This is a genomic window from Dactylosporangium sp. NPDC050588, assembly GCF_040654975.1.
Lineage (GTDB): Bacteria > Actinomycetota > Actinomycetes > Mycobacteriales > Micromonosporaceae > Dactylosporangium > Dactylosporangium maewongense.
Window position 1 is genome coordinate 1 of record NZ_JBFAJA010000025.1, and the last position, 22,689, is coordinate 22,689.

Sequence of the window (22,689 nt, forward strand, 5' to 3'; positions counted from 1 at the left end):
AGCTTCGCGTTGTCGAGGATCGCGGTGAAGTGTTCGACCGTGAGGTGCTCCGGGAAGAGCCGCGGCGGGAACCGGAACACCTCGTGCGTCGGGGTCAGCGCCGTGACGAGCACCCAGTACACGGGCCCGAAGGCGAAGATGCCGATCAGTGCGACCGTGGTGGCAGGACCGAACAGCCGGCCCGCACGGCGCTTGCGGACCACGTCCTTCGGCGGGACGACCGCCGGCGACTCCTTGACCAGCGTGGGTGCGCTCATGCCGGCTCACCCCGCTCGGAGACCCGCACGTAGACCACGACGAGGGCGAGGATCAGCACCAGCCACAGGGCGCCGAGGGCGCTGGCCTTGCCGAGGTCGAAGGCCTTGAACGCGGTGTCGTAGACCGCGACCGCGAACGTCGTCGTGGAGCCCGCCGGGCCGCCGTTGGTGAGCACGTAGATCATGTCGAAGTGCTGCACGTTCCAGATCACCTCCAGCAGCACGACGATGCCGAGGATCCCGCGCAGGTGCGGCAGCGTCACGTGCCAGAAGCGGTTGACCGCCCCGGCGCCGTCGAGTGCCGCCGCCTCGTGCAGCGCCGCCGGGACGGTCTGCAGCCCGGCGAGCAGCATCACCATGATCCAGGGGAAGCTCGCCCAGCTCTTGGCCACGATGACGGCGGCCATCGCCGTGCCGGGGCTGCCGAGCCAGACGATCGGCTCGTCGATCAGGTGCAGCTGGGTCAGCAGGCCGTTGAGCAGTCCGTAGTTGGCGTTGAAGATCCACATCCAGACGAACGACACGACGACGCCGGGAATGACCCACGGCATCAGGAACAGCCCGCGCAGCACCGCCCGGCCTCTGAGTCGCGTGTTGAGCGCCAGCGCGAGGGCGAAGCCGATGACGACGGGCACGACGGTCGAGCCGACGGTGAAGACGACCGTGTGCTCCAGGACCGGCCAGAAGTTGCGCTCCAGCACCTCGGCGAAGTTGTCGAAGCCGGCGAAGGAGCGGCCCGGCAGCACCAGGCTCTGGTTGAACAGGCTGGTGGACAGGGACCCGATCAGCGGATACAGCACGACCGCGCCGAGCAGCGCGAGCGCCGGCAGGGTCAGCAGGAACCCGAACGTCCGGTCCTTCACAGCGACACCGCGCTCGGGTGGTGCGCCGGCCCGACATAGCCGAGGCCGATGCTGATCGAGTCGGCCGCTTCGATGACCATCCGGGACAGCGCGACCTCGCGGCTCTGCAAGTCGATTGCGGAGAGCGGACCCGACACCGACAGCGCGGCGACGACGGTGCCGGCGCCGTCGCGGATCGGGGCGGCGACGCAGGCGCGACCCAGCGCCAGCTCCTCCAGCTCGGAGCCGTAGCCGCGGGCGGCGGTCAGCTCGAGCTCGGCGTCGAGCTTCTCGTGGGTGGTGATCGTGCGGGGCGTGTAGCCGACCAGGGCGCTCGGCGGCAGCAGCCCGCGCCGCTCGACCGGCGTGAGGCCGGTCAGCAGCGACTTGCCCAGGCCGGTGGCGTGCAGCGGGTTGCGCTGGCCGGCGAGCACGAACGACCGGGGCGCCTGCCGGCCCTCGAAGTTGAGCAGGTAGAAGAGGCTGGCGTCGCGGCGGACCGCGACGTTGACGCCGAGGCCCAGGTCGGCCGCCAGGTTCTGGGCGATCTGCCGCGCCTCGCGGTGCACGGGGTGGCTGTTGAGCACGGCGCCACCGAGGCTGACCGTGTCCAGTCCGAGCCGGTAGAGCCCGCTGACCGGGTCGCGGTCGACGAAGCCGGCCGCCTCCAGGGTTGCGAGCAGGCGGGACGCGGTGGAGAGTCCAAGGTCTGCGAGTTTGGCGACGTCGGAGACGCGCAGCTCGGAGCGGCCGGCCGTGAAGACCCGCAGCACCGTCAGCGCCCGCTCGACGCTCTGGTTGCTTCCGACATCCGAAGCCATCAGGACCCTCTCTGGAAGTTGCTTGCGTGATACGGCAAGATATCCCGCATGCTGCAAGTGGTCAACCGCACAGCGGGGGTGCCCCGTGAGGATCGTTGACGTGACGACCTTCCCGCTCAAGCTGCGCGGGGAGGACGTCTACCTGGGCGCCGCCACGCGCTCGAATCCCGAAGAATCCGCCTATTACCTCCGGCCGCCGTGGCGCAGCCTGTACTCGGATCGTTACGAGACGCTCCTCGTCAGGATCACCTGCGACGACGGCACGGTGGGCTGGGGCGAGGCGCTCGCACCCGTCGGGCCCGAGATCGTGCAGGCCATCGTCGACCGGCTGCTGGCGCCCGCGCTGCTGAAGCAGGACCCGCGGCGGGTCCGGCCGATGTGGACCAGGCTCACCGGCCTCATGCGGGAGCGCGGCCATCTCGTCGGCCACCAGGCGGACGCGCTGGCGGCGGTGGACATCGCCCTGTGGGACCTGGCCGGCAAGGCGGCGGGGCTGCCCGTGCACGCGCTGCTCGGCGGGGCGTACCGCGACACCGTGCCGACCTACGTCTCGGGCCTGCCCGTCGCGACCGACGCCGAGCGGGCCGAGCTCGCCCGCAACTGGCTTGCACAGGGTGCAACCTCGGTGAAGCTCCACCTCGGCCGTGGGGTGGAGGAGGACCTGGCGACGTTCGACGCGGTCGCCGCGACCGGGATGCGGGTCGCCGTCGACGCGCACTGGGCCTACGACCTCGCCGACGCGCTGCGCCTCGGCAAGGCCCTCGACGCCCGCGGCGCCTGGTTCCTGGAGGCCCCCCTCGCGCCCGAGGACGTCGACGGCCACCAGGAGCTCGCCGCCGCGCTCGTCACCCCCGTCGCCGTCGGCGAGACGCTGCGCAACCGGTTCGAGTTCAAGCTGTGGCTGCAGGAGCGGGCCCTCGACCTCGCGCAGCCCGACGTCGGCCGCACCGGCATCACCGAGGCCATGGCCATCGCGGAGATCGCCTCCGTGCACCACGTGCCGGTGGCGCCGCACCACTCCGTCGGGCTCGGCGTCGTCCTCGCCGCCGGCATCCACGTCGCCGCCGCGATCGAGGCGATGCCGGTCTTCGAGTTCCAGCCCGGCCCGTTCCCCGTCGCCAACCGCATCCTCACCCGGCCGCTGACCGGCGGACCCGGATCGTTCCACCTGCCGACCGCGCCGGGCCTCGGCGTCGACGTCGACATCACCGCCCTTCTGGAGGACCAATGAGTGGCCAGCAAGCACAGATTCGGCTCACGACACCGCAGGCGGCGTCGTGAGCCGGTCCACCGACGTGCGCGGGCTGATTCCCGTGCTCGCCACCCCGTTCCACCCCGACGGCTCCCTGGACACGTCCAGCCTGCGCCGGCTCGTCGAGTTCTCCGCCTCCTCGGGCGTGGACGGCGTGGCCGTGTTCGGCTTCGCGAGCGAGGGCTTCGCGCTGACCACGGCCGAGCGGGCCGCCGTGCTCGCTGTCGTACGGGCCGCGCTGGGCCCGACCCTGCCGATCGTCGCCGGCGTGTCGGCGACCGGCACCGGCGACGCGATCGACCAGTGCCGGGCCGCGGCGGACGCCGGTGCCAGCGTGGCGATGCTGATCCCGCCGTTCATGGTGAAGCCGTCCCCGGCCCAGATCGTCGACTTCTACGGTGCGGTGGCCGCGGCCGGAGGGCTCTCGGTGATGGTGCAGGACGCGCCCGCCTCCACCGGCGTCAACCTGCCCGTGCCGCTCATCGTCGAGCTGTCGAAGCTCGACGGCGTCGACTCGGTGAAGGTCGAGACCCAGCCGACCGCCCCGAAGGTCGGCGCCGTCATCGACGCGACCGCCGCCGAGTTCCTCGTCCTCGGCGGCCAGAACGCGCTGTTCGTCCTGGAGGAGTACGCCCGCGGCGCCGTCGGCACCATGCCCGCGAGCGAGTTCCCGGACCTGCTCGTCCCGGTCCTCCGCGCGTACCAGGCGGGGTCGCTCCGGGAGGCGCGGGAAGGGTTCAACCGGCTGCTGCCGCTGATCCGCTTCGGGCTGCAGCCGGGGATCGCGTGGTCGATCCACAAGCACGTGCTGCACCGGCGGGGCGTCATCGACTCCACGACGGTCCGCGCGCCCGCCGTGGACGCCGATCCGGCGACCCTGGCCGCGCTGGACGTGATCCTGGACGACCTCGGCCTGTCAGGACCGGCCCGGTGAGCGGCGTCGCGGACGTGCTCCCGGCCGGCCTCGGCCCGGTGGTCCGAGGCGTCCCGGACGGCCGCCGCCGTTCAGGGAGCGCCCGGTGAGGGGCGTGCTGGTCATCGGGGCGACGTCGCCGATCGGGCTCGCGATCGGGCGGGCCTTCGCCGGCGACCGGGTCGCGGGCGCCGCCCTGGACACCACCGGGGATCCGGCGTTCGAGGCGAGCTGGGCGGCCGACTGCTCCACCCCCGGCGGCGCGGCGGAGGTGGTCGGCCGGGCCGTGGACCTGTTCGGCCGGCTCGACGTGCTCGTCCTCGCCGCCGCGGTCATGCCGATCGCCCCCGCCGAGACCCAGACCGACGACCAGTGGCGCGCCGCGATCGACGTGACGCTCTCGGGCGCCTTCTACGCCTGCCGGGCGGCGTTGCCGCACCTGCCTTCCGGCGGCAGCATCGTCGCGGTCACCTCCGTGAACAGCTTCCTCGCCGCCCCCGGCCTGCCCTCGTACGCGGCGGCGAAGGCGGGCCTGGACGGCCTGGTCCGTCAGCTCGCCCTCGAGTACGGCCCGCGCGGCATCCGTGTCAACGCGGTCGCGCCGGGTCTCATCGGCGGCGACGACCTCCCCGCCGCCGCCGAGGGCTACCCGCTGCGCCGCGTCGGCCGTCCCGAGGAGGTGGCGTCCGCGGTGGCGTTCCTGGCGTCACCGGCCGCCGGGTTCGTCACGGGCGCCTGCCTTCCCGTCGACGGCGGCCTGTCGATCGCCTCCCCGGCCGCGTTCCTGCGCCCCGACCTTCGCGCGAGGTGGCTCCCGTGACCGCCGTTGTCCGGGGTGCGGGCGGTCGCGGGAGGTGGATCGGGTGAGCGGGCTGATCGTGGGGCTCGGCGAGGCGATGGTGCTCTTCCAGCCCGCCGACCTCCTCCCCCTGGAGGAGTGCGCGACGGCGTCGGTGCACGTGGCCGGCGCCGAGCTGAACCTGCTCGCCGCGGCGGCCAGGGCCGGGGCCCGGACGGCGTTCTGCAGCCGGGTCGGCGACGACCCGTTCGGGCGGCGGGTCGTGGCGGCCGCGGAAGGGCTCGGCGTCGCCGCCGGCCTCGTCGCCGTCGACGGCACCCGGCCGACGGGCGTGTTCGTGAAGGACGTCCGGCCCGACGGCGCGCGGCGGGTCCACTACTACCGGGCCGGTTCGGCGGCGTCCGCCCTCGACGAGGCCGACGCCGACCGGGCCCTGGCCGCCGGGCCCGACCTGGTCGCGGTGTCCGGGCTGACCGCCGCGCTCGGCGACGGGCCGCGGCGGGCGGTGCTGCGGCTGGCCCGCGAGGCGCACGCGCGGGGCATCCCCGTCGCCGTCGACCCGAACCTGCGGCCCGGGCTGGACGCGGCCGGTGTCGTGACCGCGTTGCTGCCGCTGACGGCGTACCTCCTCCTCGGGATGGACGAGGCGGTGCCTCTCTTCGGCACGGACGACCCCGGGGAGGTCTTCGCCCGGGCCAAGGGCGCCGGCGTGCGGGAGGTGGTGCTGAAGGCCGGCGCCGACGGCTGCTGGCACGACGGCGGCGACACGCCGGCGCACCTGCCGTCCGCGGCGGTCCGGGTGGTCGACCCCGTCGGCGCGGGGGACGCGTTCGCGGGCGCCTACCTCGCCGCCCGCCTCGCCGGGACCGGCCCGCGCGGCGCGGCGCTGCTGGGCACCCGGTTCGCGGCCAGGGTGGTCGCGTCGGCCGGCGACACCGAGGGGCTGCCGGCTCCCTCCGAGGTCGCAGCGATGCTCGCCGAGGCCGGATGACCCTTGCACCCGGCGGCGGGGATCATCCTGCTGGCGAACGACCTTCAGATCCGCGCCGGGAGGCCGATGGATGGTTGGGTCCCCCACGAGGACCACAGAGGTCCGCCGTCCAGAGGGAGCGTCACAGGTCATGCCCGGAGTGCTCGCGTGGCTCATGCCGAAGGTCCGCCTCAGCGACGCGGCCTTCCAGTCGCGGCACCGGGCGCTGCGGCTGGTGCTGGCGCTGCACCTGCCGGTGCTCGTCGTCCTCAGCCTCGTCAACGGGCACACCGTCGTCGGCGCGCACGCGCACGACGGCGGGTGGCTCGTCTGGTCGGCGAACGCGGGCGTGCTGATCTGCGCGATCGCCGGCGGCGTCGCCCGCAGCAGGCGCGGCTCGGCGGTCGCCGTCTCGACGGGTCTCGTGCTCGCCGCCGCGGCGCTCGTGCACGCCGGCAACGGCCTCACCGACCTGCACTTCCACTTCTTCGTCGTGGTCGGGCTGGTCAGCCTGTATCAGGACTGGGTCACACTGCTGGTCGCCGTCCTGCTGGTCGCGGCGCACCACCTCCTCGTCGCCGCGACCATGCCGGACATGCTGTTCAGCAGCCCGCAGGCGCGCGACCATCCGATCCCGTTCGTGCTGCTGCACGCCGGGTTCGTCCTCGCGATGTGCCTGACGCAGCTGGTGTACTGGAGGTTCGCCGCCAACGCGGAGGCCGAGGTCGACGCCGAGCGGGCGCACGTCGCCGCGGAGAACCAGACGGCGCTGCGGGCCGCCGCCGACGACGCCACGCGGCGCGAGGAGGCGGCCGCGAGCAACGCCGCGGAGCAGGTCGAGCACAGCGAACGCCTCGGCCGGCGCCTCGAGACCGTCCTCGCCGACGTCGCCGACGCCGGTGTGCGGCTCGGCGCCGAGGCCGGCGCGGCGATGGAGTCGTTCGAGCAGAAGCTGGCGGGGATGACCGGCGCCGTGCGGGACGCCGTCACCGACGTCGAGGCGGCGCTCAACGACTCCAACCACGCGCGCACCGTCATCGGCGAGTTGGAGACCGCGATCGCCGACATCGCCACCGTCGCCGGCCTCATCCAGGCGGTCGCGGACCAGACGAAGCTGCTCGCCCTGAACGCGACGATCGAGGCCGCCCGCGCCGGCGAGGCCGGGAAGGGCTTCGGCGTGGTCGCCAACGAGGTCAAGGACCTCGCCGCGCAGACCGCCGCCGCGACCGGCCGGATCGAGACGACCGTCGGCCAGGTCACCGCCGGCGCGCTCGCGGCGGCCAACGCGGTCGGCGGGGTCGCGGACCGGCTCGGCTCGGTCGCCGCCGCCCAGCGCGAGGTCGAGGCGTCGCTGCACGAGCAGACGAGCCTCGCGGCCACCACCCGCAGCTCGGTCGCGGCCGCCGCGGAGAAGGTCAGCGCCACCGCCCACCAGCCCTGACGCCGCAGGTCCACACGCCCGCACGACCGCACAACCTTCTACCGGATCACAGCACGCGCGAGAAGCGCAGCACCGGTGCAGCACCACGACACCGGAGCGGCCGCGGAAGCGGGAGGCGGGAGGCCGGAAGCGGGAGGCCGGTCAGTTGGCGACGGGGGCCGGGACCTCGGCGGCGGAGACAGCTGCCTTCGTGCGGAAGGCGGGGGCCAGGGCGACGATCCCCGCGGCGAGGACCGCCGGCACGACGAAGGCCAGGCGCAGGGACGCGCTCTCCGCGACCGCGCCGATCAGGCCGGCGCCGACGACGAAGCCGACGTAGTTGAAGAGGTTGACGCGGGCGATCGCGACGCCGGTCCCGGCCGGGTCGAGGCGGCCGGCGGCGGAGAACGACTGCGGGACGACGAGCGACAGGCCGATGCCGACGACGGCGAAGCCGGCGATGCCCATCGCCGCCGACTGGGAGGCGGCGACGAGGCCCAGGCCCAGGCCGCCGACCACGCCCCCGACGGCGACGACGCCGACGGGGCCGAAGCGGCGCACGACGAGGTCGCCGGCAGTGCGGCCGACGAGCATGGTGGCCTGGTAGGCGGCGAGGCCGAGGGCGGCGACGCTGGTGCTGGCCGAGAACGCGTGGTCGAGGAAGACCGTGCTCCAGTTGGAGACGGCGGAGTCGGCGATGAACATGAGCATCATCGCGATGCCGACGAGGATGACGGGGCGCCACGGGACGGCGGTGTCGGCACCCGGTGGCACGTCCGCGACCTCCTCCGCGCGGCGCAGCTGCCAGGGACCCGCGGCGAGGGCCAGCAGCGCGCCGACGGCCGCGACGGCGGCGAGGGACGCGCCGATCGACCAGCCGAGGCGGGACGTGCCGGCGGTGGCGAGCGCGCCGAGGATGGCGCCGACGCTCCAGACGGCGTGAAACGAGTTGAGGACGGGGCGGCCGTAGCGGCGCTCGACGCTGACGCCCTGCATGTTCATCGTGGCGTCGACGAACCCGAGCATGAGGCCGACGAAGGCGAGCGCGAGGTACAGCTGCCAGGCCTGGCCGGCGAGGCCGACGGCGGTGATGGCGAGGGCGACGCCGGGGCCGCCGGCGCGCAGCACGGGCGAGCTGCCGAAGCGGGCGGACAGCAGGCCGGCGAGGACGCTGCCGACGCCGGCGACGACCGGGACGGCGAGCAGGACCAGGGAGAGCTCGCCGTCGGAGAAGCCGAACTTCTCCTGCAGGACGCCGACCTGGGTCAGCAGGGCGGCGAAGCAGAAGCCCTGGACCAGGTACGCCACCGCGACGCTGAGTCTTGCCCGGCGGTCCCGCATTCCGGCCCCCAATGGTGAGAATTCCTCGGAAGCATCGTTCACGGGGCGGCGGAGCGCAAGGCCCACCAGCGGGCGGCCTGGAGGGTCGCGCCGTATCCGATGAGGGTCAGCAGGTGGAACAGGTACAGCCACAGCAGCACGGCGACGGTCGCGCCGACCGCGTCCAGGCCGCCGAAGGGTGCGCCGAGGTCGAGGGGCAGCGACCAGAACAGCACGAACCCGTGCGCGAATCCCGAGACGTTCGCCGCGGTGAACGAGCCGACCACGACCGTCGGCACCCAGGCGGGGCTCGGTGGGGCGCACCAGCGGTACACCATGACGAACGCCGGGCTGAGCGCGAGCCAGGTGGCGAGGAACGACACGACGACCGCCGTCACACTCGACCACCCGCCTTCCTGCAAGCGACGTGCGGCGCCGGGCAGCACGAGGAGGAGGCCGAGCAGCAGTGCCGGCGCGGCGGCGAGGACGGGCAGGATGAGCAGCCGCCCGCGCCAGCCCGCGGGCGAGCCGGACTCGGTGAGCGAGACGAACGCGCGGCGGAGGCCTTCGCCGTACCAGGTGGCGGGGACGAGCGCGATCAGGGTCAGCGGCCACGACATGCCGAGCCCGGCGTCGACGAGCACGGCGGTGGCGCGGCCGGCGCCGAGACGGTCGGGCATGGCGGCGATGACCGGCCCGGCCAGCTCGTGGACCCGGCCGGTGCCGGCGATAAGCCCGGCGAGCTTGATGGTGAGCAGCGCGACGGGCACGACGGCGACGGCGCCGTAGAACGTGACGGCGCCCGCGTGCAGGTTGAGGTCCCGGCCGCGGAAGAACCGCAGGACCACCCGCACCGCACGCATCACGACCGCCCAGGTACCCACCGCGGCCCCCCGCGACACACACCGGCGGGCCGCGTGCCGGCGGCGTCCGGGAGCAGGCCCGGGGCCGCCGGCACGGGACCTGGCGCGGCTACGACACAGCGGGGGCCGGCAGGAGGGTGGTGAGCAGGCCGCGCAGCAGGTCGATGCCGTCGTAGCTCAGGACCGACTCGGGGTGGAACTGGACGCCGGCGAAGGTGGGGCCGCGCAGCGCGTGGACGTCGCCGTTGGCCGGGTCGCGGGACAGCTCCACCTCACCGTAGGCGCTGCTGAAACGGTCGTCCGGGTGCGTGGCGGTGAACGTGGAGTAGAAGCCGACGGTCGTGGGGCGGCCGAAGAACACGATGTCGCGCTGCATGCCCTGATACGGGTTGGCCTTGCGGCGCAGGGGCAGGCCCAGCAGCCCCGACAGCAGCTGATGGCCGAGGCACACGGCCAGCGTCGGCGTGCCGGAGTCGAGCAGCTGCTCGGCGACGGCCCGCATCGCGGCCATCTTCGGCTCGTCGACGCGCCGCGGGTCGCCCGGGCCGGGGCCGAGCACGACGAGGTCGTAGCCGTCCAGCGTGGTGACCGCCGTGTACTTCTGCAGGACGACGTCCAGGCCGAGGATCCGCAACTGGTGGTGCAGCATGCCGGTGAACGTGTCCTCCGCGTCGACGATGAGGACCCGCCGGCCGGCGAGCGCGGGCGTCGCGAGCGACCGCGTGTGGTGGTCCTGCAGCCAGAACGGCGCGAGGGTGGCGTTGCGGGCGACGAGGGCGCCCTGCACGGCGGGGTCCGCGGCGAGCAGCGGCGCGGCCGGGACGGGACCGGAGGCCGCGGCGGCGCCCAGGCCGAGCGCGGTCAGCACGCCGGCGGCCTTGGTGTGGGTCTCGCGCACCTCCCCTTCGGGGGTCGAGTGCCGCACGAGGGTGGCGCCGACCGGCACCCGCAGGCGCCCGGCCGAGGAGATCTCGGCGGTGCGGATGAGGATCGGCGCGTCCAGGGTCTGCCGGCCGGCCTCGTCGGTGCCGATGAGGGCGAGCACGGCGCCGTAGTAGCCGCGGCCGCGGCGCTCGTGGCGGGCGACGACCCGGCACGCGTTCTCGATCGGGCTGCCGACGACGGTCGGCGCGAACATCGTCTCCCGCAGCACGTCCCGCACGTCCAGTGCGCTGCGGCCGGCGAGGAGGTACTCCGTGTGGACGAGGTGCGCCATCTCCTTCAGGTACGGGCCGATGACCTGGCCGCCCTCGGTCGCGACGGTCGCCATCATCTTGAGCTCCTCGTCCAGGACCATGGACAGCTCGTCGATCTCCTTGCGGTCGGCGAGGAACCGCAGCACCGCCTCCTTGTCGGGCACGCCGCCCGGGTGCCGGAACGTGCCGCTGATCGGGTTCATCATGACCAGGCCGTCCTCGACGCTGACGTGCCGCTCCGGGGTGGCGCCGACGAGCGTGCGTTCGCCGGTGTGCACGAGGAACGTCCAGTACGCGCCGCGCTCGCGTTCCAGCAGCCGCCGGTACACGGCGAGGGCGGCGGCGACCGGGTCACCGTCGACGTCGGCGGTGAAGACGCGGTGGATGACGAAGTTGGAGCCCTCGCCGCGGCCGATCTCGTCGCGGAGCACCTCGGAGACGATGGAGGCGTACTCGTCGTCGGACACGTCGAACGCGCCGTCGCGCAGCGACACCGGCCCGGCCGGCAGGACGGCGAGGAAGTCGGACACGGGGCACGACGAGCGGGCGGAGATGCGCAGCACCGACAGGGGCGTCCCGTCGTCGACGCATTCGAAGCCCCGCTCACGGACCTGCCGGAACGGCACGAGCGAGAGGGACTCGGACGGGATGTCGGCGAGCGACTCGACGGTCTCGACGGTGCCGGCGAGCACCTCGACGACGTCGCGGCCTTCGCGGCGCAGCAGGGCGAACGGGCGGTTCAGGTCGGGCAGCATGCGGGTCGTCCCTCTCAGGTCTGGCCGGCGGTCCGGGCGGCCGGCCCCTTCGAGGAAGGGAACGAAAAAGCGACCGCCGGATCGGCGGCCGCGGATGTGGGTGTCACGCGGGAGTGGGCCGCCTCGTCAGGCGGGCCACCAGCATCGGTTCAGGTACGCGGACACGCAGAAGACCATACGACGAACTCCCGGGCGGCGCCAGCACCTCTCCGCAAAACGCCACCCAGGAAGAAATCGTCAGCGGTTCAGCGACCCCATCGTCGCCGCTGGATACCTCGTGCCGGCCACGTCCTGCGCGATGGAGAGCTTCTCGATCGCGGCGAGATCGTCCGCGGTCAGCGGGACGTCGAGCGCGGCCACGTTCTGTTCGAGGTACGGGCGCCGCTTGGTGCCGGGGATCGGCACGACGTCGTCGCCCTGCGCGAGGACCCAGGCGAGCGCGAGCTGCGCGGGGGTGACGCCCTTCGCGGCGGCCAGGGCGCGGACCTCGGCGACCAGGTCGAGGTTGCGCTGGAAGTTCTCACCCTGGAAGCGGGGGTTGACCCGGCGGAAGTCCGACGGGTCGAACTGCGACGGGTCGGTGATCTCGCCGGTCAGGAAGCCGCGGCCGAGCGGGCTGTAGGCGACGAGCCCGATGCCCAGCTCGCGGAACGCACCGAGGATGCCGTCCTCCGGCTCGCGGCTCCACAGGGAGTACTCGTACTGCCCGGCGGTCACGGGGTGCACGGCGTGCGCACGCCGTACGGTGGCGACCGACGCCTCGGAGATGCCGAGGTGACGGACCTTGCCGGCGGCGACGGCCTCGCTGAGCGCGCCCCAGGTGTCCTCGATCGGCACCCGGTCGTCGACGCGGTGCTGGTAGTACAGGTCGATGTGGTCGACGCCGAGGCGGGTGAGCGACGCGTCGAGGGCGGCCCGCACGTAGTCGGGGTGGCCGTTGATGCTGCGGCCGTCGCCGTCGCGCTGGATGCCGAACTTGGTCGCGAGGGTCACCTCGTCGCGGCGCCCGGCGATGGCGCGGCCGACCAGCTGCTCGTTGGTGAACGGGCCGTACATGTCGGCGGTGTCCAGGAACGTCACGCCGAGGTCGAGGGAGCGGTGGATGGTGGCGATGGACTCGGCGTCGTCACCCGGGCCGTAGAACTCGCTCATCCCCATGCAGCCGAGGCCGAGCGCCGACGTGGTCAGAGTGCCAAGGGTTCGCTGTCGCATGCCCCAACACTCCCCCTTCGAGCGCGCTCGAAGTCAAATAGGCTGAAACGATGGATCTCACCATCGCGGAAGTGGCGCAGCGGACCGGCCTGACCGCGCACACGCTGCGGTATTACGAGCGGGCCGGCCTCCTCGACCCGCCGGAGCGGGACTGGAACGGCCACCGCCGCTACTCCGAGCGCGACGTCGGGATGCTGGGGATCCTGACCCGCCTGCGGGCCACCGGCATGCCGATCGCCGGGATGCGCCGGTACGCGGAGCTGTGCCGGGTCGGCCCGGAGACGTTCGACGAGCGCCGCGAGCTGCTGGAGCAGCACCGCCGGGAGGTGCTGCAGCGGATCGCCGACCTGCAGAGCGACCTCACCCTCATCGAACACAAGATCAGCGTCTACGGCGGCGCGGCGGCCCCCGTGCCCGATCTCGCCAGCCCGTAGAGGCACACCAGCGCGGCCAGCACGAGCGGGACGCCGTCGCGGATGACGCCGTCGACGCCGAGCAGCAGCCAGCACAGCGCCGGCTGCACGAGCAGCACGAAGACGCTGACCATGGCGAGCAGCACCCGCGCCCAGGCGTGCCCGAACATCATCGCGAAGCTGATCAGCGACGCCACGAACGCGACGACGATGCCGAGCACGAACCACGAGATGACCAGCGGCACGGCCGTCGAGCGCGGCAGCCGCGGCTCGCCCCACAGCGTCCCGGCGGCGACCAGGCACGGCACGCTCAGCAGCGCCGAGTAGGACAGCGCGGCGACCCGGGCGGTCAGCGCCCACGCCGGGATCGGCCGCTTCGACGGCCTGCGGGTGAGGTGCGCGGCGATCGCCGGCGAGCGGAACAGCTGCCAGACCACGGTCGTGCACAGCGTCAGGATGACGGCGAGCGCGGCGAGCACCTGCCACGGCGGCAGGTAGCCGCCCTCGCGGGGCTGGGCGAGGCGGGCCGAGGCGAACACGGTGGTGACCGCGAGGATCAACCCGAACGGCCGGGCGGTGAGCCGCCCCCAGCGGATCTCCCGCATCAGGAACAAAAATCCGAGTGCGCGCAGCATCGCCCAGAATGTCCGCACCCCGAGCCCGAATCCGCCCTCGCTGGAGTATTTGAGGTTGACGAGATCCGCGGCGAGCGTCACCACCGCGGTGAGCAGCACGATCCGGCGCAGCCGCCGGCTCGCCGGGGTCGGCGCCGGAGGCCGTTTGATTTGCACCAGTTCACGCCAACTGCCCTGCATGAAACGGCACGCTAACACCGTCCCCCGCACATTGCTGACGTCAATGCACTATTGTTTCGGCCCATGACCGGGCGATTCGTTGGTGTGGTCAGGCGCAGCGCAGTGTTCGTCGCGATGATTGTCGGAATTCTTGGCATCCTGCCGTTTCCGTCAATTGCCACCGCATATGCACCCCGTCTCACGCTCGCGAGCAGCACGCCGGGCGCCGAGACCCGCGTGGGCCACCTGCCGCAGGTGCTGCAGCTCGTGTTCAACGACAAGATCGTGGACGCCCAGGTGATCCTGACCGGCCCGGACAGCGCGGCCGTCAGCCTCGGCACCGTCACCGTGCGCAACGAGACGGCCCGCATCGCGCTCGGCGTCCCGGACGGCGCGCCCGGCAGCTACACCGTGTCCTACACGGCCACCGGGAGCAACGGCGCGGCCGGCAACGGCAGCTTCTCGTTCACCGTGACCACCGGCGCGAAGACCGGCACCTCCGCGAAGCCGACCCGCACGCCGTCGCCGACGTCGGCGCCGACCGTCCTGCCGGTCGCGACCAGCGCCGCGGCCGCGCCCGCCGACTTCCTGACGTCCAAGGCGCAGCCGCCGGCCGCCGCGGCGACGCCGGCAGCCGGACGTCCCGCGTGGTGGACCTACGCGGCGGTGCTGCTGGTGGTGGCATGCGTGCTGGTGGTGTTCCTCGGGTTCAGCCGCCGCCGGATCCGGCCCGGCATCCCGGCGAAGTAAGGCAGATCAGGCGCAACCACGCCTTATCGTGAAGGCATGCTGGAGCACCTTCGCGTCCTCGTCGTCGACGACGAGCCGGACCTGTGCGAGATCGTCAAACGGGTGCTCAGCCGCGCCGGCGCCGAGGTCCTCACGGCGTCGGGGCTCGCCGGGGCGGAGCGGGTCTGCGTCGAGCACCCGGCCGCGATCGACCTGGCGATCACCGACCTGAAGCTCAACGACGGCTCCGGCGTGCAGGTGGCGGAGGTGGTACGGGAGCACTGCCCCGAGGCGTTGATCATGTACATGTCCGGCCTGCCCTACTTCGACGCCTCCGTCGTGGAGCTCGGCCCCGACGCCTCGGTGATCGCCAAGCCCTTCCGCGCCACCGAACTGGTCGACATGGTGCAGGTCGCCCTGATCCGGGCGGGACGGGTCGCTCCGTAGCGACATCCCCCAAGCGTTATCACCAGCGTTATCACCATGCGCCGGTAGGGCATATGAACGGCATGGCGCAGGACGAACCCACCGGACCGCGGCTCGAGAACCCGCCGAGCCGGCCCACACAGCTGACCAAGGGGTCGTGGATCAACGTCCTGAAGCGGACGGTCAAAGAGTTCAACGAGGACAACCTGACCGACTGGGCCGCCGCCCTGACCTACTACGGCGTGCTGTCGATCTTCCCCGGCATCCTGGTGCTCCTCGCGGTGTCCGGCATGCTGCTCACCGACACGACCCAGAACGCGGTGCTGAAGAACACCCAGGAGCTGTTCCCCGCGTCGATCGCGGGGCCGGTCAACAGCGCCGTCGACGAGCTCAAGCAGGGTTCCGGCTCCGCCGGCGTGCTCGCGATCATCGGTCTGCTCGGCGCCGTCTGGACCGCCTCCGGCTACGTCGGCGCGTTCATCCGGGCCGCCAACTCGATCTACGACGTGCCCGAGGGCCGGCCGATCTGGAAGGTGCTGCCGATCCGCCTCGGCGTCACCGTCGTCGTCGGCGTCCTCATCTCCCTCGCCGCGCTGAGCATCGTCTTCACCGGCCGGTTCGCCGAGCAGGCCGGCAGCTGGATCGGCCTGTCGAAACAGGCCGTGCAGATCTGGGACATCGCCAAGTGGCCGGTGCTGCTGCTCATCGTCGTGGTGATCCTCGCCGTGCTGTACTACGCGTCCCCGAACGCCCGGCAGACCGGCTTCCGCTGGGTCACGCCCGGCGGCGGGCTCGCGGTGCTGATCTGGCTGATCGCCTCCGCCGGATTCGCGATCTACGTGGGCAACTTCAGCTCGTACAACAAGACGTACGGCACCCTCGGCGGCATCATCGCGTTCCTGGTGTGGCTGTGGATCTCCAACATCGCGATCCTGCTCGGCGCGGAGTTCGACGCCGAGCTCGAACGCGGCCGCGCCATCCAGGGCGGCCTGCCCGCGGACCAGGAGCCGTTCATGCCGCTGCGCGACGCGAGCAAGGTGGACGCGAGCAAGGTGAAGGAGAGCGACGACCCCGATCTCTAGCGGGACGACGGGGTCAGGGCGGCGCCGACCTGGTCGACGAGGCCCGACATCTCGAACGCGACCTCGCCGACGTCGCAGCCCGGCTGCACCATGGCGGCGATGCTGGCGAGGGTGTGGCCGTCGCCGAGGGCCATGACGAACAGCAGGCTGCGGCCCATCTGCACGATCGTGCGCAGGACCGGGCCGGCGTCGGTGGCCGCGGACACGCCCTGCGCGAGGGAGACCACGCCGGCGACCATCGCGGCGAGCTGGTCGGCGCGCTCCGGCGGCAGCTCGTTGGACGCCGCGACCAGCAGGCCGTCCCCGGAGACCGCGACGGCGTGCCGGACGCCTGCCACCCGATCGGTGAAGCCGCTGAGCACCCAGTCGAGCCCCGTGATGGCTGTCATGACGTGGCATGTCCTTCCTGACGCACCGTGGTGACGGTGCCGAAACGGCCGATCGGATGCCCGTGGGCCGGCAGCGTCTCGCCGGCGTCGCCGGGGTCCGCGGATTGGGATGTGCCCGTGGTGCCGCTCTGCGGTGACGCATTGACAGTACGCCGTGGCAGCCCGTCGTCGAACGCCCGGGCCTCGACCGTGGGCCCCTCCGCGACGACGCCGCTGGGCACCACCGGGACGAGCAGGCCGCCCTTGCGCGGCACGGGGATGTCCATCGGCTCCGCGCCGGGCAGCGCCGGGCTGCGCTCCAGGGGGCGCGGCGGCAGCCGGTGCGCGGCAGGCTCCGGCAGGACCAGTGGCGTCCGCGGCCGGTGTACGACCATGCCCTGCGGCAACCGCACGGTCGCGACCAGGCCGCCGGACGGCGCCGGGTGCAGGGCGACGCCGATCCCGTGACGGGCGGCGAGCCGGGCGACGACGGTCAGCCCGAGCCGCGGGCCGGCCGCCGGGTCCGCGAGCCGCTCGTTGAGCTCGGCGAGCAGGTCCGGGTCCACGGCGGCGCCGTGGTCGGTGACGTGGACGACGGCCCCGTCGCCGGCCCGCCGGGCGTCGACGACGACGGGGTGCTCGCCGCCGCCGTGCCGGGCGGCGTTGTCGAGCAGCTCGGCCAGCAGGTGCACGACGCCGTCGACCGCGGCCGGCTCCACCGCCGTGTCGTCGTCGACGCGGCCGTACTCGACGCGCTCGTAGGCGTGGATCTGCGACTGCGCGGCGCGCAGCACGTCGAGCAGCGGCACCGGCGCGGGGTGCACCCTGGCGGCGTCGGCCCCGGCGAGGACGAGCAGGCTGTGGGTGTCGTGCCGGATGCGGGTCGCGAGGTGGTCGAGCGCGAACAGCAGCGCCAGCCGGTCCGGGTCCGCCTCGTCGCGTTCGGCCTCGTCGAGGCGTTCGAGGAGCCCGTCGGCGAGCCGGGCCGCGCGGCGCCCGAGGTCGCCGTACATGCCGGCCTCACCGGCCCTGAGCGCGGCCTGCCCGGCGGCCGCCTCGGCGGCGTCGGCGGCGGCCCGGGCCACGGCCCGCTGCACGGCGTCCAGCGCCTCGGCGACCCGCCCGATCTCGTCCCGCCCCGCCGCCACCTCCCCGGCGGCCACCCCCGCCGCGTGCGGCTCGACCCCGGACAGCCCCGCGGCACGCGGATCGTCGCCAGCCGGACCGGCGGCGCGCGGACCGGTGACCGGAGGGGCGCCTGCGACGGGCGGGGCGGCCGGGTGGGCGGCGATGTTGGCGGCGGTGTTGGCCGCGGTGTTGGCGAGGCGCAGCGCCAGGGTCAGCAGGGCGCGGAGGCGGCGGCGCAGGGCGCGGGCGGCGGCGACGGCCACGGCGACCGCGGCGACCACGACGGCGAGGACGGCGGCGAGGCCGAGGACGACGGTGCGGTTCTGCCGGTCGCGGGCGTCGCCGACGGCGACGGTGGTGTCGGCGGCGACGCGGTCGGCGAGGCCCTGGAGGCCGTCGAGCTGGGCGAGCGAGGCCAGCGCCAGGGCGGCGGTGTCGGCGGGGGCGGACGGCGGGGCCAGCAGCAGCGGCTCCACGTCGGCGGTGACGTCCAGGCCCTCGAACACGGCCCGCCAGGCGGGGGTGGCCGCGGCGGTGAACCGGTCGAACGCGCTCGCCGCGGCGGCGCGGTGGGCGGCGATCGCGTCGCGGTCGGCGGCGGTCAGCTCCCCCGCGGCGAGCGCGCGCACCGCCGTCACCTGCACGAGGGCGAGCTCCTCCTTGCCCACGGCGAGCCACCCCGCGGCCCGGCTCCCGGCGAGGACCGCCGGCGGCGCGGGCCGGTCGGCGACGCCCTGCTGGAAGGCGATCAGGCCGGCGATCAGCTGCCGGTAACCGAGCAGCGGCACCGGACCGGACGGCTCCGGCGCGCGGGCCCGCAGCGCGTCGAGACCGTCCAGCGCACCGGCGGCGCCGGGCACGCCGGCCGCGACGGCACGGAAGCGGGCGGCGGCGGCGTCCGTGCGGGCGGGATCGCCGGCCGGCGTGGGCCGGGCGGTGCCGGCGAGGGCGAGCCGCTCGCGCTGCAGGCCGTCGACGACGCGGCCGGCCTCCGCCGACGCCGCGACGGCCGAGGCGACGGCGCCCTTCACGTCGCCGGCGCGGTCCGCGTAGACGGCGACGGTGACCCCGGCGAGGCCGATCAGGGCCAGCAGGGGCAGGAGCAGGACGAGGACGAGCTTCGCGGCGACGGGGATGTCGGCGAACGCCACCCCGCGGACGAAGAAGCGGTGCCGCCGTCGAACCGGCGCAGCGTCACGCAAGACCCCCACCGCCTCCCCTTGTCGGCCCTTTCATGCGTACCGCTTTTGCGGTACGTGCGGAAGAGATAACTTTGAGTAACCGCCCGAATTTCACGCATTGACGCGGAATGCACCTCGCTTAAGCAAGAACAAAGACAAAGTTGAACCGGAGCCGCACCCGTGCGCTTGAACGCCCGAACGCGCGCTCATTAGGGTTCAGGGATGCCTGAGCGGCTCTTCGCGGATGACGACCCCTCATCCGACTCGCACAGACGCGTCAAGGGCGCCTTCTTCGCCGACTACACGGGCGAGTTCCCGATGCCGCGCGTCCTCAACGAGCCGCCGCCGGCCGACGACGAGCAGGAGCAGCCCCGTACACCTGCCGCGAAGACCTCAAGAGGACCCGCGCCGGCATGGCTCAGGACGGGACGGCCCGCCCTGCACGAGCTGATGCGCAACCGCCGGCAGGCGCTCATGGCCCTCGGCGGCGGCGCCGTCGCGATCGGCGGGCTCGGATCCGGCGCCGCCGCGATGCTCGGCCGCCCCGAGGACGCCGACGAGATGGTCAGGACCGGCCAGGGCGGCGGCAACGTCTCCCCGCGCGACGCCGGCTCGTTCTCCAACCGCGACTCCAGCTACACCAGCGGCCTCGGCGACCTCAACGACCTCGGCGCCGCCGGCACCGCCGACTCGGCCTCCGCGGCCGCGGTCGCCGCGATGCGCGCCACGCCCCGCTTCCCGACGCCGCTGAACCGCGACCCGGTGCTGCACCTGCTGCGGCGCTGCACGTTCGGGCCGACGCAGGCGGACGTCGCCGCGGTCAAGGAGCTCGGCATCGACGGCTGGCTCGACCAGCAGCTCGACCCCGAGAAGATCCCCGACCCCGTCGCCGACGCGGCGCTGAAGACCACGCCGACCGTCACGATGACCACCGCGGAGATCCGCGCGGCGGTCAAGGACGGCGACAACAAGGCGATGTACGAGCTGACCCGCGCCGTCATCGCCCGGCAGGTGTGGAGCACCCGGCAGCTGTTCGAGGTGATGGTCGACTTCTGGAACAACCACCTCAACATCACCAGCCCGTTCGACGGCGGCTGGGACACCCGGGTCCCCTACGACGTGAACGTCATCCGCAAGCACGCGCTGGGCAAGTTCTCCGACATGCTCATCGCGTCGGCGCGGGACCCGGCGATGATGCGCTACCTGGACAACACGTCCTCCGACAAGCGCAACGTCAACGAGAACTACGGCCGGGAGCTGCTCGAGCTGCACACCGTCGGGATCGACGGCGGCTACAACGAGAAGGACGTCCGCAACTCCGCGTACCTGATGACGGGCCGCACCGCGACCCGCGAGGGCACGTTCAGGTACGAGCAGAACCGGCACTGGACCGGCGCGGTCAAGGTGCTGGGCTTCCAGCACGCGAACAAGTCGGCGAAGGACGGCCTGGCCGTCGGCGACGCCTACCTGCTGTACCTCGCCACGCACCCGTCGACGGCGAAGTACATCGCCCGCAAGCTCGCGGTCCGGTTCGTGTGCGACACGCCGCCGCAGTCCCTCGTCGACCGGCTCGCCACCGCGTACCAGCAGAGCGGCTCGGCGATCGCGCCGGTGCTCAAGGTGCTGTTCCGGTCCCTGGAGTTCTGGATCTCGGCCGGGCTGAAGACCCGCCGCCCCCTGGAGAACTTCGTCGCGACCGCCCGTGTCGTCGGCACCAAGCCCGGCGCGGACACCGGCAAGGCCCTCGAGGACCTGTACAACTTCACCCGCAAGCTCGGCCAGGCGCCGCTGGGCTGGGAGCCGCCGGACGGCTACCCCGACGTCGCGAACGCGTGGAGCTCCGCCGCCGGCATGCTGGAGACGTGGAACTCGCACCGCGCGTTCCTGCAGCAGTCGTTCAAGGGCCTCAACAACCCGCGCGCCGACTCGCTCGTCACCCAGCCGGCCGCGACCCTGGCCACCTACCTGGACGTGCTGTGCAACCGGCTCATCTTCCAGCCGATGAAGCCCGCCGAGCGGGACGCGCTGATCAAGTTCCTCGGCGCGAAGCCCGACACCCGGGTCACCGACGCCAACCTCGGCGGCAAGCTGCCCAACCTGGCGCCGCTCGTCCTCGACTCCGTCTACCACGCGCTGCGGTGAGGTTTCCGTGACTGACCTTCCAGAAGGCGAGCGCCGCCCCACCTCACTGGAGGAGCTGCGCCGGCACGGCCCGAACCTGTGCGAGGCCGCGATCCGGGTGCAGGCCGACCAGGTCCAGGACGAGCTGGCCGCCGAGCGCGAGCGGTGGAGCAAGGGCTTCACCCGTCGCCGCCTCGTGCAGGGCGCCGGGTTCGTCGGCGTGGCCGCGCTCGGCGCGCAGCTGGTGACGAGCCGGGTCGCGTTCGCCGCGCCCGAGGACACCAAGGGCACGCTCGTCGTCATCTTCCTGCGCGGCGGCATGGACGGGCTGTCCGTGGTCGCGCCCGGCGACGACCCCAACTACCGCTCGATGCGGCCCAACATCGCGATCCCCATGGCGGCGCTGCTGCCCGCCGGGCGCGGCTTCGGGCTCAACCCGGCGATGACCGCGCTGTACCCCTTCTGGCAGGCCGGCAAGATGGCCGCGGTGCACGCGGTCGCCTCCCCCGACGCCAGCCGCAGCCACTTCCAGGCGCAGGACGCCCTGGAGCGCGGCGCGGCGTCGGTCGCGGTGCGCACCGGCTGGCTCGACCGGGTCCTCGCCCAGATGGGCCCGGGCACCACGTTCCGCGCCGTCGCGCAGGGCAACGCGTTGCCGCGCTCCCTCGTCGGCGGCGAGCAGGCGATCGTCCTCAACGGCATCCGCGACTTCCGCATCGACAACGACGCCATGCGCAGCCAGACGATGGAGGCGCTGAAGACCCTCTACACGGGCCTCGACCACTCCCTGGCCAGCACCGCCGCCGGCACCATCCAGGCGATCAACACCGCGCAGAAGATCGCGAACTCGCAGTACCGGCCGCTGGAAGGCGTCCAGTACCCCGGCGGCGGCCTGGCGGACCGGCTGAAGGACATCGCCCAGCTCATGAAGGGCGGCGTCGGCCTGCGCGTCGCGGCGCTGGACGTCGGCGGCTGGGACATGCACACCAACCTCGGCCGGGTCGACGGCGGCGACATGCGCAACTCGCTGACCAACCTGTCCGAGGCGATCGGCGCCTTCGCCACCGACCTCGGCCCGCTGCTGGACAACACGACCATCATCACGATGAGCGAGTTCGGCCGCCGCGTCCAGGAGAACGGCAACGTCGGCGTCGACCACGGCCACGGCAACGCGATGCTGCTGCTCGGCGGCGGCCTCAACGGCGGCAAGGTGCACGGCAACTGGCCCGGCCTCGCCCCCGGCGCCCTCGACCAGGGGGATGTCGCGGGAGCCAACGACTACCGCGACATCCTCGCCGAGATGCTCAAGAAGCGCTTCAACGTCCAGGACTCGGCGGCCATCTTCCCCAACCACCAGTTCAAGACGCTGGGCGTCTTCAAGGGCTGAACCCTAGAGGCCGAAGACCGGCCCCGTGGTGGTCGACAGCGAGCAGGCGTTGCCGTACGTCTTCTTGTAGTCGACCCGCTTGCCCTTCCACCGGCCGACGGCCGTGACCGTCACCGGGTCGTACTGCATCGTGCACGCCATGCCGGTCGTGGCCTGCAGCCGGGCGAAGTCGCCGCCGACCTTGGCCAGCGCGGAGCACGCGTCCTTGGCCTGCTTGTGCGACCCGCCGGCGGGCCGGCACGTCAGCGACGCGCGGCGCTGCACCGGCTTCGAGCTCTCGCCCTTGGCGACCGTCAGCACCAGCTTCGTCGGCCTGGCGGGCGCTGCCGTCGCCGCCGCGGCCGTCATCGTCTCCACGGTCGCGATCGCCGCCACCAGCATCGTGGCCGTCGCGACCAACCGTCCTGCACCCATTCCAACCCCCGTCGCACCTTGATGGG

Annotated in this window: 21 protein-coding genes and 1 pseudogene; 11 read left to right on the forward strand and 11 right to left on the reverse strand. The window is 73.2% G+C overall.

Going from position 1 to position 22,689, the window contains the following annotated elements:
• The 3 genes and pseudogenes from AB0I21_RS18895 to AB0I21_RS18905 form a co-directional block, all read right to left on the reverse strand.
• Positions 1–257: pseudogene (locus AB0I21_RS18895) on the reverse strand (hypothetical protein); the annotation flags it as partial.
• Positions 254–1,120 (reverse strand): sugar ABC transporter permease, encoded by an 867-nt coding sequence (locus tag AB0I21_RS18900; protein ID WP_360562671.1) that lies wholly within the window; start codon positions 1,118–1,120, stop codon positions 254–256. The pseudogene AB0I21_RS18895 and the gene AB0I21_RS18900, both read right to left, overlap by 4 nt.
• A complete protein-coding gene (locus tag AB0I21_RS18905) occupies positions 1,117–1,920 on the reverse strand; it encodes an IclR family transcriptional regulator (protein ID WP_344502813.1) in 804 nt (267 codons plus the stop codon). Before AB0I21_RS18905 ends, AB0I21_RS18900 begins: the two co-directional genes overlap by 4 nt.
• 100 nt (positions 1,921–2,020) lie before the next feature.
• On the opposite strand from AB0I21_RS18905, the gene AB0I21_RS18910 reads away from it, so the two are divergent.
• From AB0I21_RS18910 to AB0I21_RS18930, 5 genes are all read left to right on the forward strand, one after another.
• Positions 2,021–3,151: a mandelate racemase/muconate lactonizing enzyme family protein gene (locus AB0I21_RS18910; protein WP_344502814.1), complete on the forward strand. Its 1,131-nt coding sequence runs from the start codon at positions 2,021–2,023 to the stop codon at positions 3,149–3,151.
• Positions 3,152–3,197: 46 nt separating this feature from the next.
• The gene (locus AB0I21_RS18915) at positions 3,198–4,106 is read left to right on the forward strand and encodes a dihydrodipicolinate synthase family protein (RefSeq protein WP_360562673.1); all 909 of its coding nucleotides are present in this window, start codon (positions 3,198–3,200) and stop codon (positions 4,104–4,106) included.
• 85 nt (positions 4,107–4,191) lie between these two features.
• Positions 4,192–4,905 (forward strand): SDR family oxidoreductase, encoded by a 714-nt coding sequence (locus tag AB0I21_RS18920; protein ID WP_360562675.1) that lies wholly within the window; start codon positions 4,192–4,194, stop codon positions 4,903–4,905.
• A gap of 43 nt (positions 4,906–4,948) precedes the next feature.
• Entirely contained in the window at positions 4,949–5,875 is a 927-nt protein-coding gene (locus tag AB0I21_RS18925) for a sugar kinase (RefSeq protein ID WP_360562676.1), read from the forward strand.
• Between the two features lie 130 nt (positions 5,876–6,005).
• Positions 6,006–7,295, forward strand: coding sequence for a methyl-accepting chemotaxis protein (locus AB0I21_RS18930; protein WP_360562677.1), 1,290 nt, complete (start codon positions 6,006–6,008; stop codon positions 7,293–7,295).
• Positions 7,296–7,436: 141 nt separating this feature from the next.
• On the opposite strand, the gene AB0I21_RS18935 is transcribed toward AB0I21_RS18930, so the two are convergent.
• The 4 genes from AB0I21_RS18935 to AB0I21_RS18950 form a co-directional block, all read right to left on the reverse strand.
• Positions 7,437–8,582 carry an MFS transporter gene (locus AB0I21_RS18935; protein WP_360562679.1) on the reverse strand — a complete coding sequence of 382 codons (1,146 nt, stop codon included), beginning with the start codon at positions 8,580–8,582 and terminating at the stop codon, positions 7,437–7,439.
• 71 nt (positions 8,583–8,653) lie between these two features.
• Positions 8,654–9,478 carry a YhjD/YihY/BrkB family envelope integrity protein gene (locus tag AB0I21_RS18940; protein ID WP_360562681.1) on the reverse strand — a complete coding sequence of 275 codons (825 nt, stop codon included), beginning with the start codon at positions 9,476–9,478 and terminating at the stop codon, positions 8,654–8,656.
• Positions 9,479–9,566: 88 nt separating this feature from the next.
• On the reverse strand, positions 9,567–11,408 hold the full coding sequence (locus AB0I21_RS18945) for an anthranilate synthase family protein (protein ID WP_360562683.1): 1,842 nt from the start codon (positions 11,406–11,408) through the stop codon (positions 9,567–9,569).
• Positions 11,409–11,645: 237 nt separating this feature from the next.
• Complete coding sequence (locus AB0I21_RS18950) at positions 11,646–12,620, reverse strand: aldo/keto reductase (RefSeq protein ID WP_360562685.1); 975 nt, start codon at positions 12,618–12,620, stop codon at positions 11,646–11,648.
• A gap of 50 nt (positions 12,621–12,670) precedes the next feature.
• Here AB0I21_RS18950 and AB0I21_RS18955 point away from each other — a divergent pair, with 50 nt between their 5' ends.
• Positions 12,671–13,054 carry a MerR family transcriptional regulator gene (locus AB0I21_RS18955; RefSeq protein ID WP_360562686.1) on the forward strand — a complete coding sequence of 128 codons (384 nt, stop codon included), beginning with the start codon at positions 12,671–12,673 and terminating at the stop codon, positions 13,052–13,054.
• Here AB0I21_RS18955 and AB0I21_RS18960 read toward each other — a convergent pair.
• A complete protein-coding gene (locus AB0I21_RS18960; RefSeq protein ID WP_360562688.1) occupies positions 13,009–13,824 on the reverse strand; it encodes a hypothetical protein in 816 nt (271 codons plus the stop codon). The two genes, AB0I21_RS18955 and AB0I21_RS18960, sit on opposite strands and share 46 nt — an antisense overlap.
• A 138-nt stretch (positions 13,825–13,962) precedes the next feature.
• On the opposite strand from AB0I21_RS18960, the gene AB0I21_RS18965 reads away from it, so the two are divergent.
• The 3 genes from AB0I21_RS18965 to AB0I21_RS18975 all read left to right on the forward strand — a co-directional run bounded on the left by AB0I21_RS18965 (position 13,963) and on the right by AB0I21_RS18975 (position 16,064).
• Positions 13,963–14,577, forward strand: a complete 615-nt coding sequence (locus AB0I21_RS18965; protein ID WP_360562847.1) for a copper resistance CopC family protein — start codon at positions 13,963–13,965, stop codon at positions 14,575–14,577.
• 36 nt (positions 14,578–14,613) lie between these two features.
• Complete coding sequence (locus AB0I21_RS18970) at positions 14,614–15,003, forward strand: response regulator (RefSeq protein WP_360562690.1); 390 nt, start codon at positions 14,614–14,616, stop codon at positions 15,001–15,003.
• Between the two features lie 62 nt (positions 15,004–15,065).
• The gene (locus tag AB0I21_RS18975; protein ID WP_360562691.1) at positions 15,066–16,064 is read left to right on the forward strand and encodes a YihY/virulence factor BrkB family protein; all 999 of its coding nucleotides are present in this window, start codon (positions 15,066–15,068) and stop codon (positions 16,062–16,064) included.
• Here the strand turns inward: AB0I21_RS18975 and AB0I21_RS18980 are convergent.
• A complete protein-coding gene (locus tag AB0I21_RS18980; protein WP_344502829.1) occupies positions 16,061–16,453 on the reverse strand; it encodes a roadblock/LC7 domain-containing protein in 393 nt (130 codons plus the stop codon). The genes AB0I21_RS18975 and AB0I21_RS18980 overlap by 4 nt on opposite strands.
• Entirely contained in the window at positions 16,450–18,762 is a 2,313-nt protein-coding gene (locus AB0I21_RS18985; protein WP_360562693.1) for a nitrate- and nitrite sensing domain-containing protein, read from the reverse strand. The genes AB0I21_RS18980 and AB0I21_RS18985 overlap by 4 nt, the downstream gene beginning before the upstream one ends.
• Before the next feature lie 201 nt (positions 18,763–18,963).
• Here AB0I21_RS18985 and AB0I21_RS18990 point away from each other — a divergent pair, with 201 nt between their 5' ends.
• Both AB0I21_RS18990 and AB0I21_RS18995 read left to right on the forward strand, forming a co-directional pair.
• Entirely contained in the window at positions 18,964–20,883 is a 1,920-nt protein-coding gene (locus AB0I21_RS18990) for a DUF1800 domain-containing protein (protein ID WP_360562695.1), read from the forward strand.
• A gap of 7 nt (positions 20,884–20,890) precedes the next feature.
• On the forward strand, positions 20,891–22,249 hold the full coding sequence (locus AB0I21_RS18995) for a DUF1501 domain-containing protein (RefSeq protein ID WP_360562697.1): 1,359 nt from the start codon (positions 20,891–20,893) through the stop codon (positions 22,247–22,249).
• A 3-nt stretch (positions 22,250–22,252) separates the two neighbouring features.
• On the opposite strand, the gene AB0I21_RS19000 is transcribed toward AB0I21_RS18995, so the two are convergent.
• Entirely contained in the window at positions 22,253–22,663 is a 411-nt protein-coding gene (locus AB0I21_RS19000; protein WP_360562698.1) for a subtilase-type protease inhibitor, read from the reverse strand.
• Positions 22,664–22,689 lie beyond the last annotated feature (26 nt).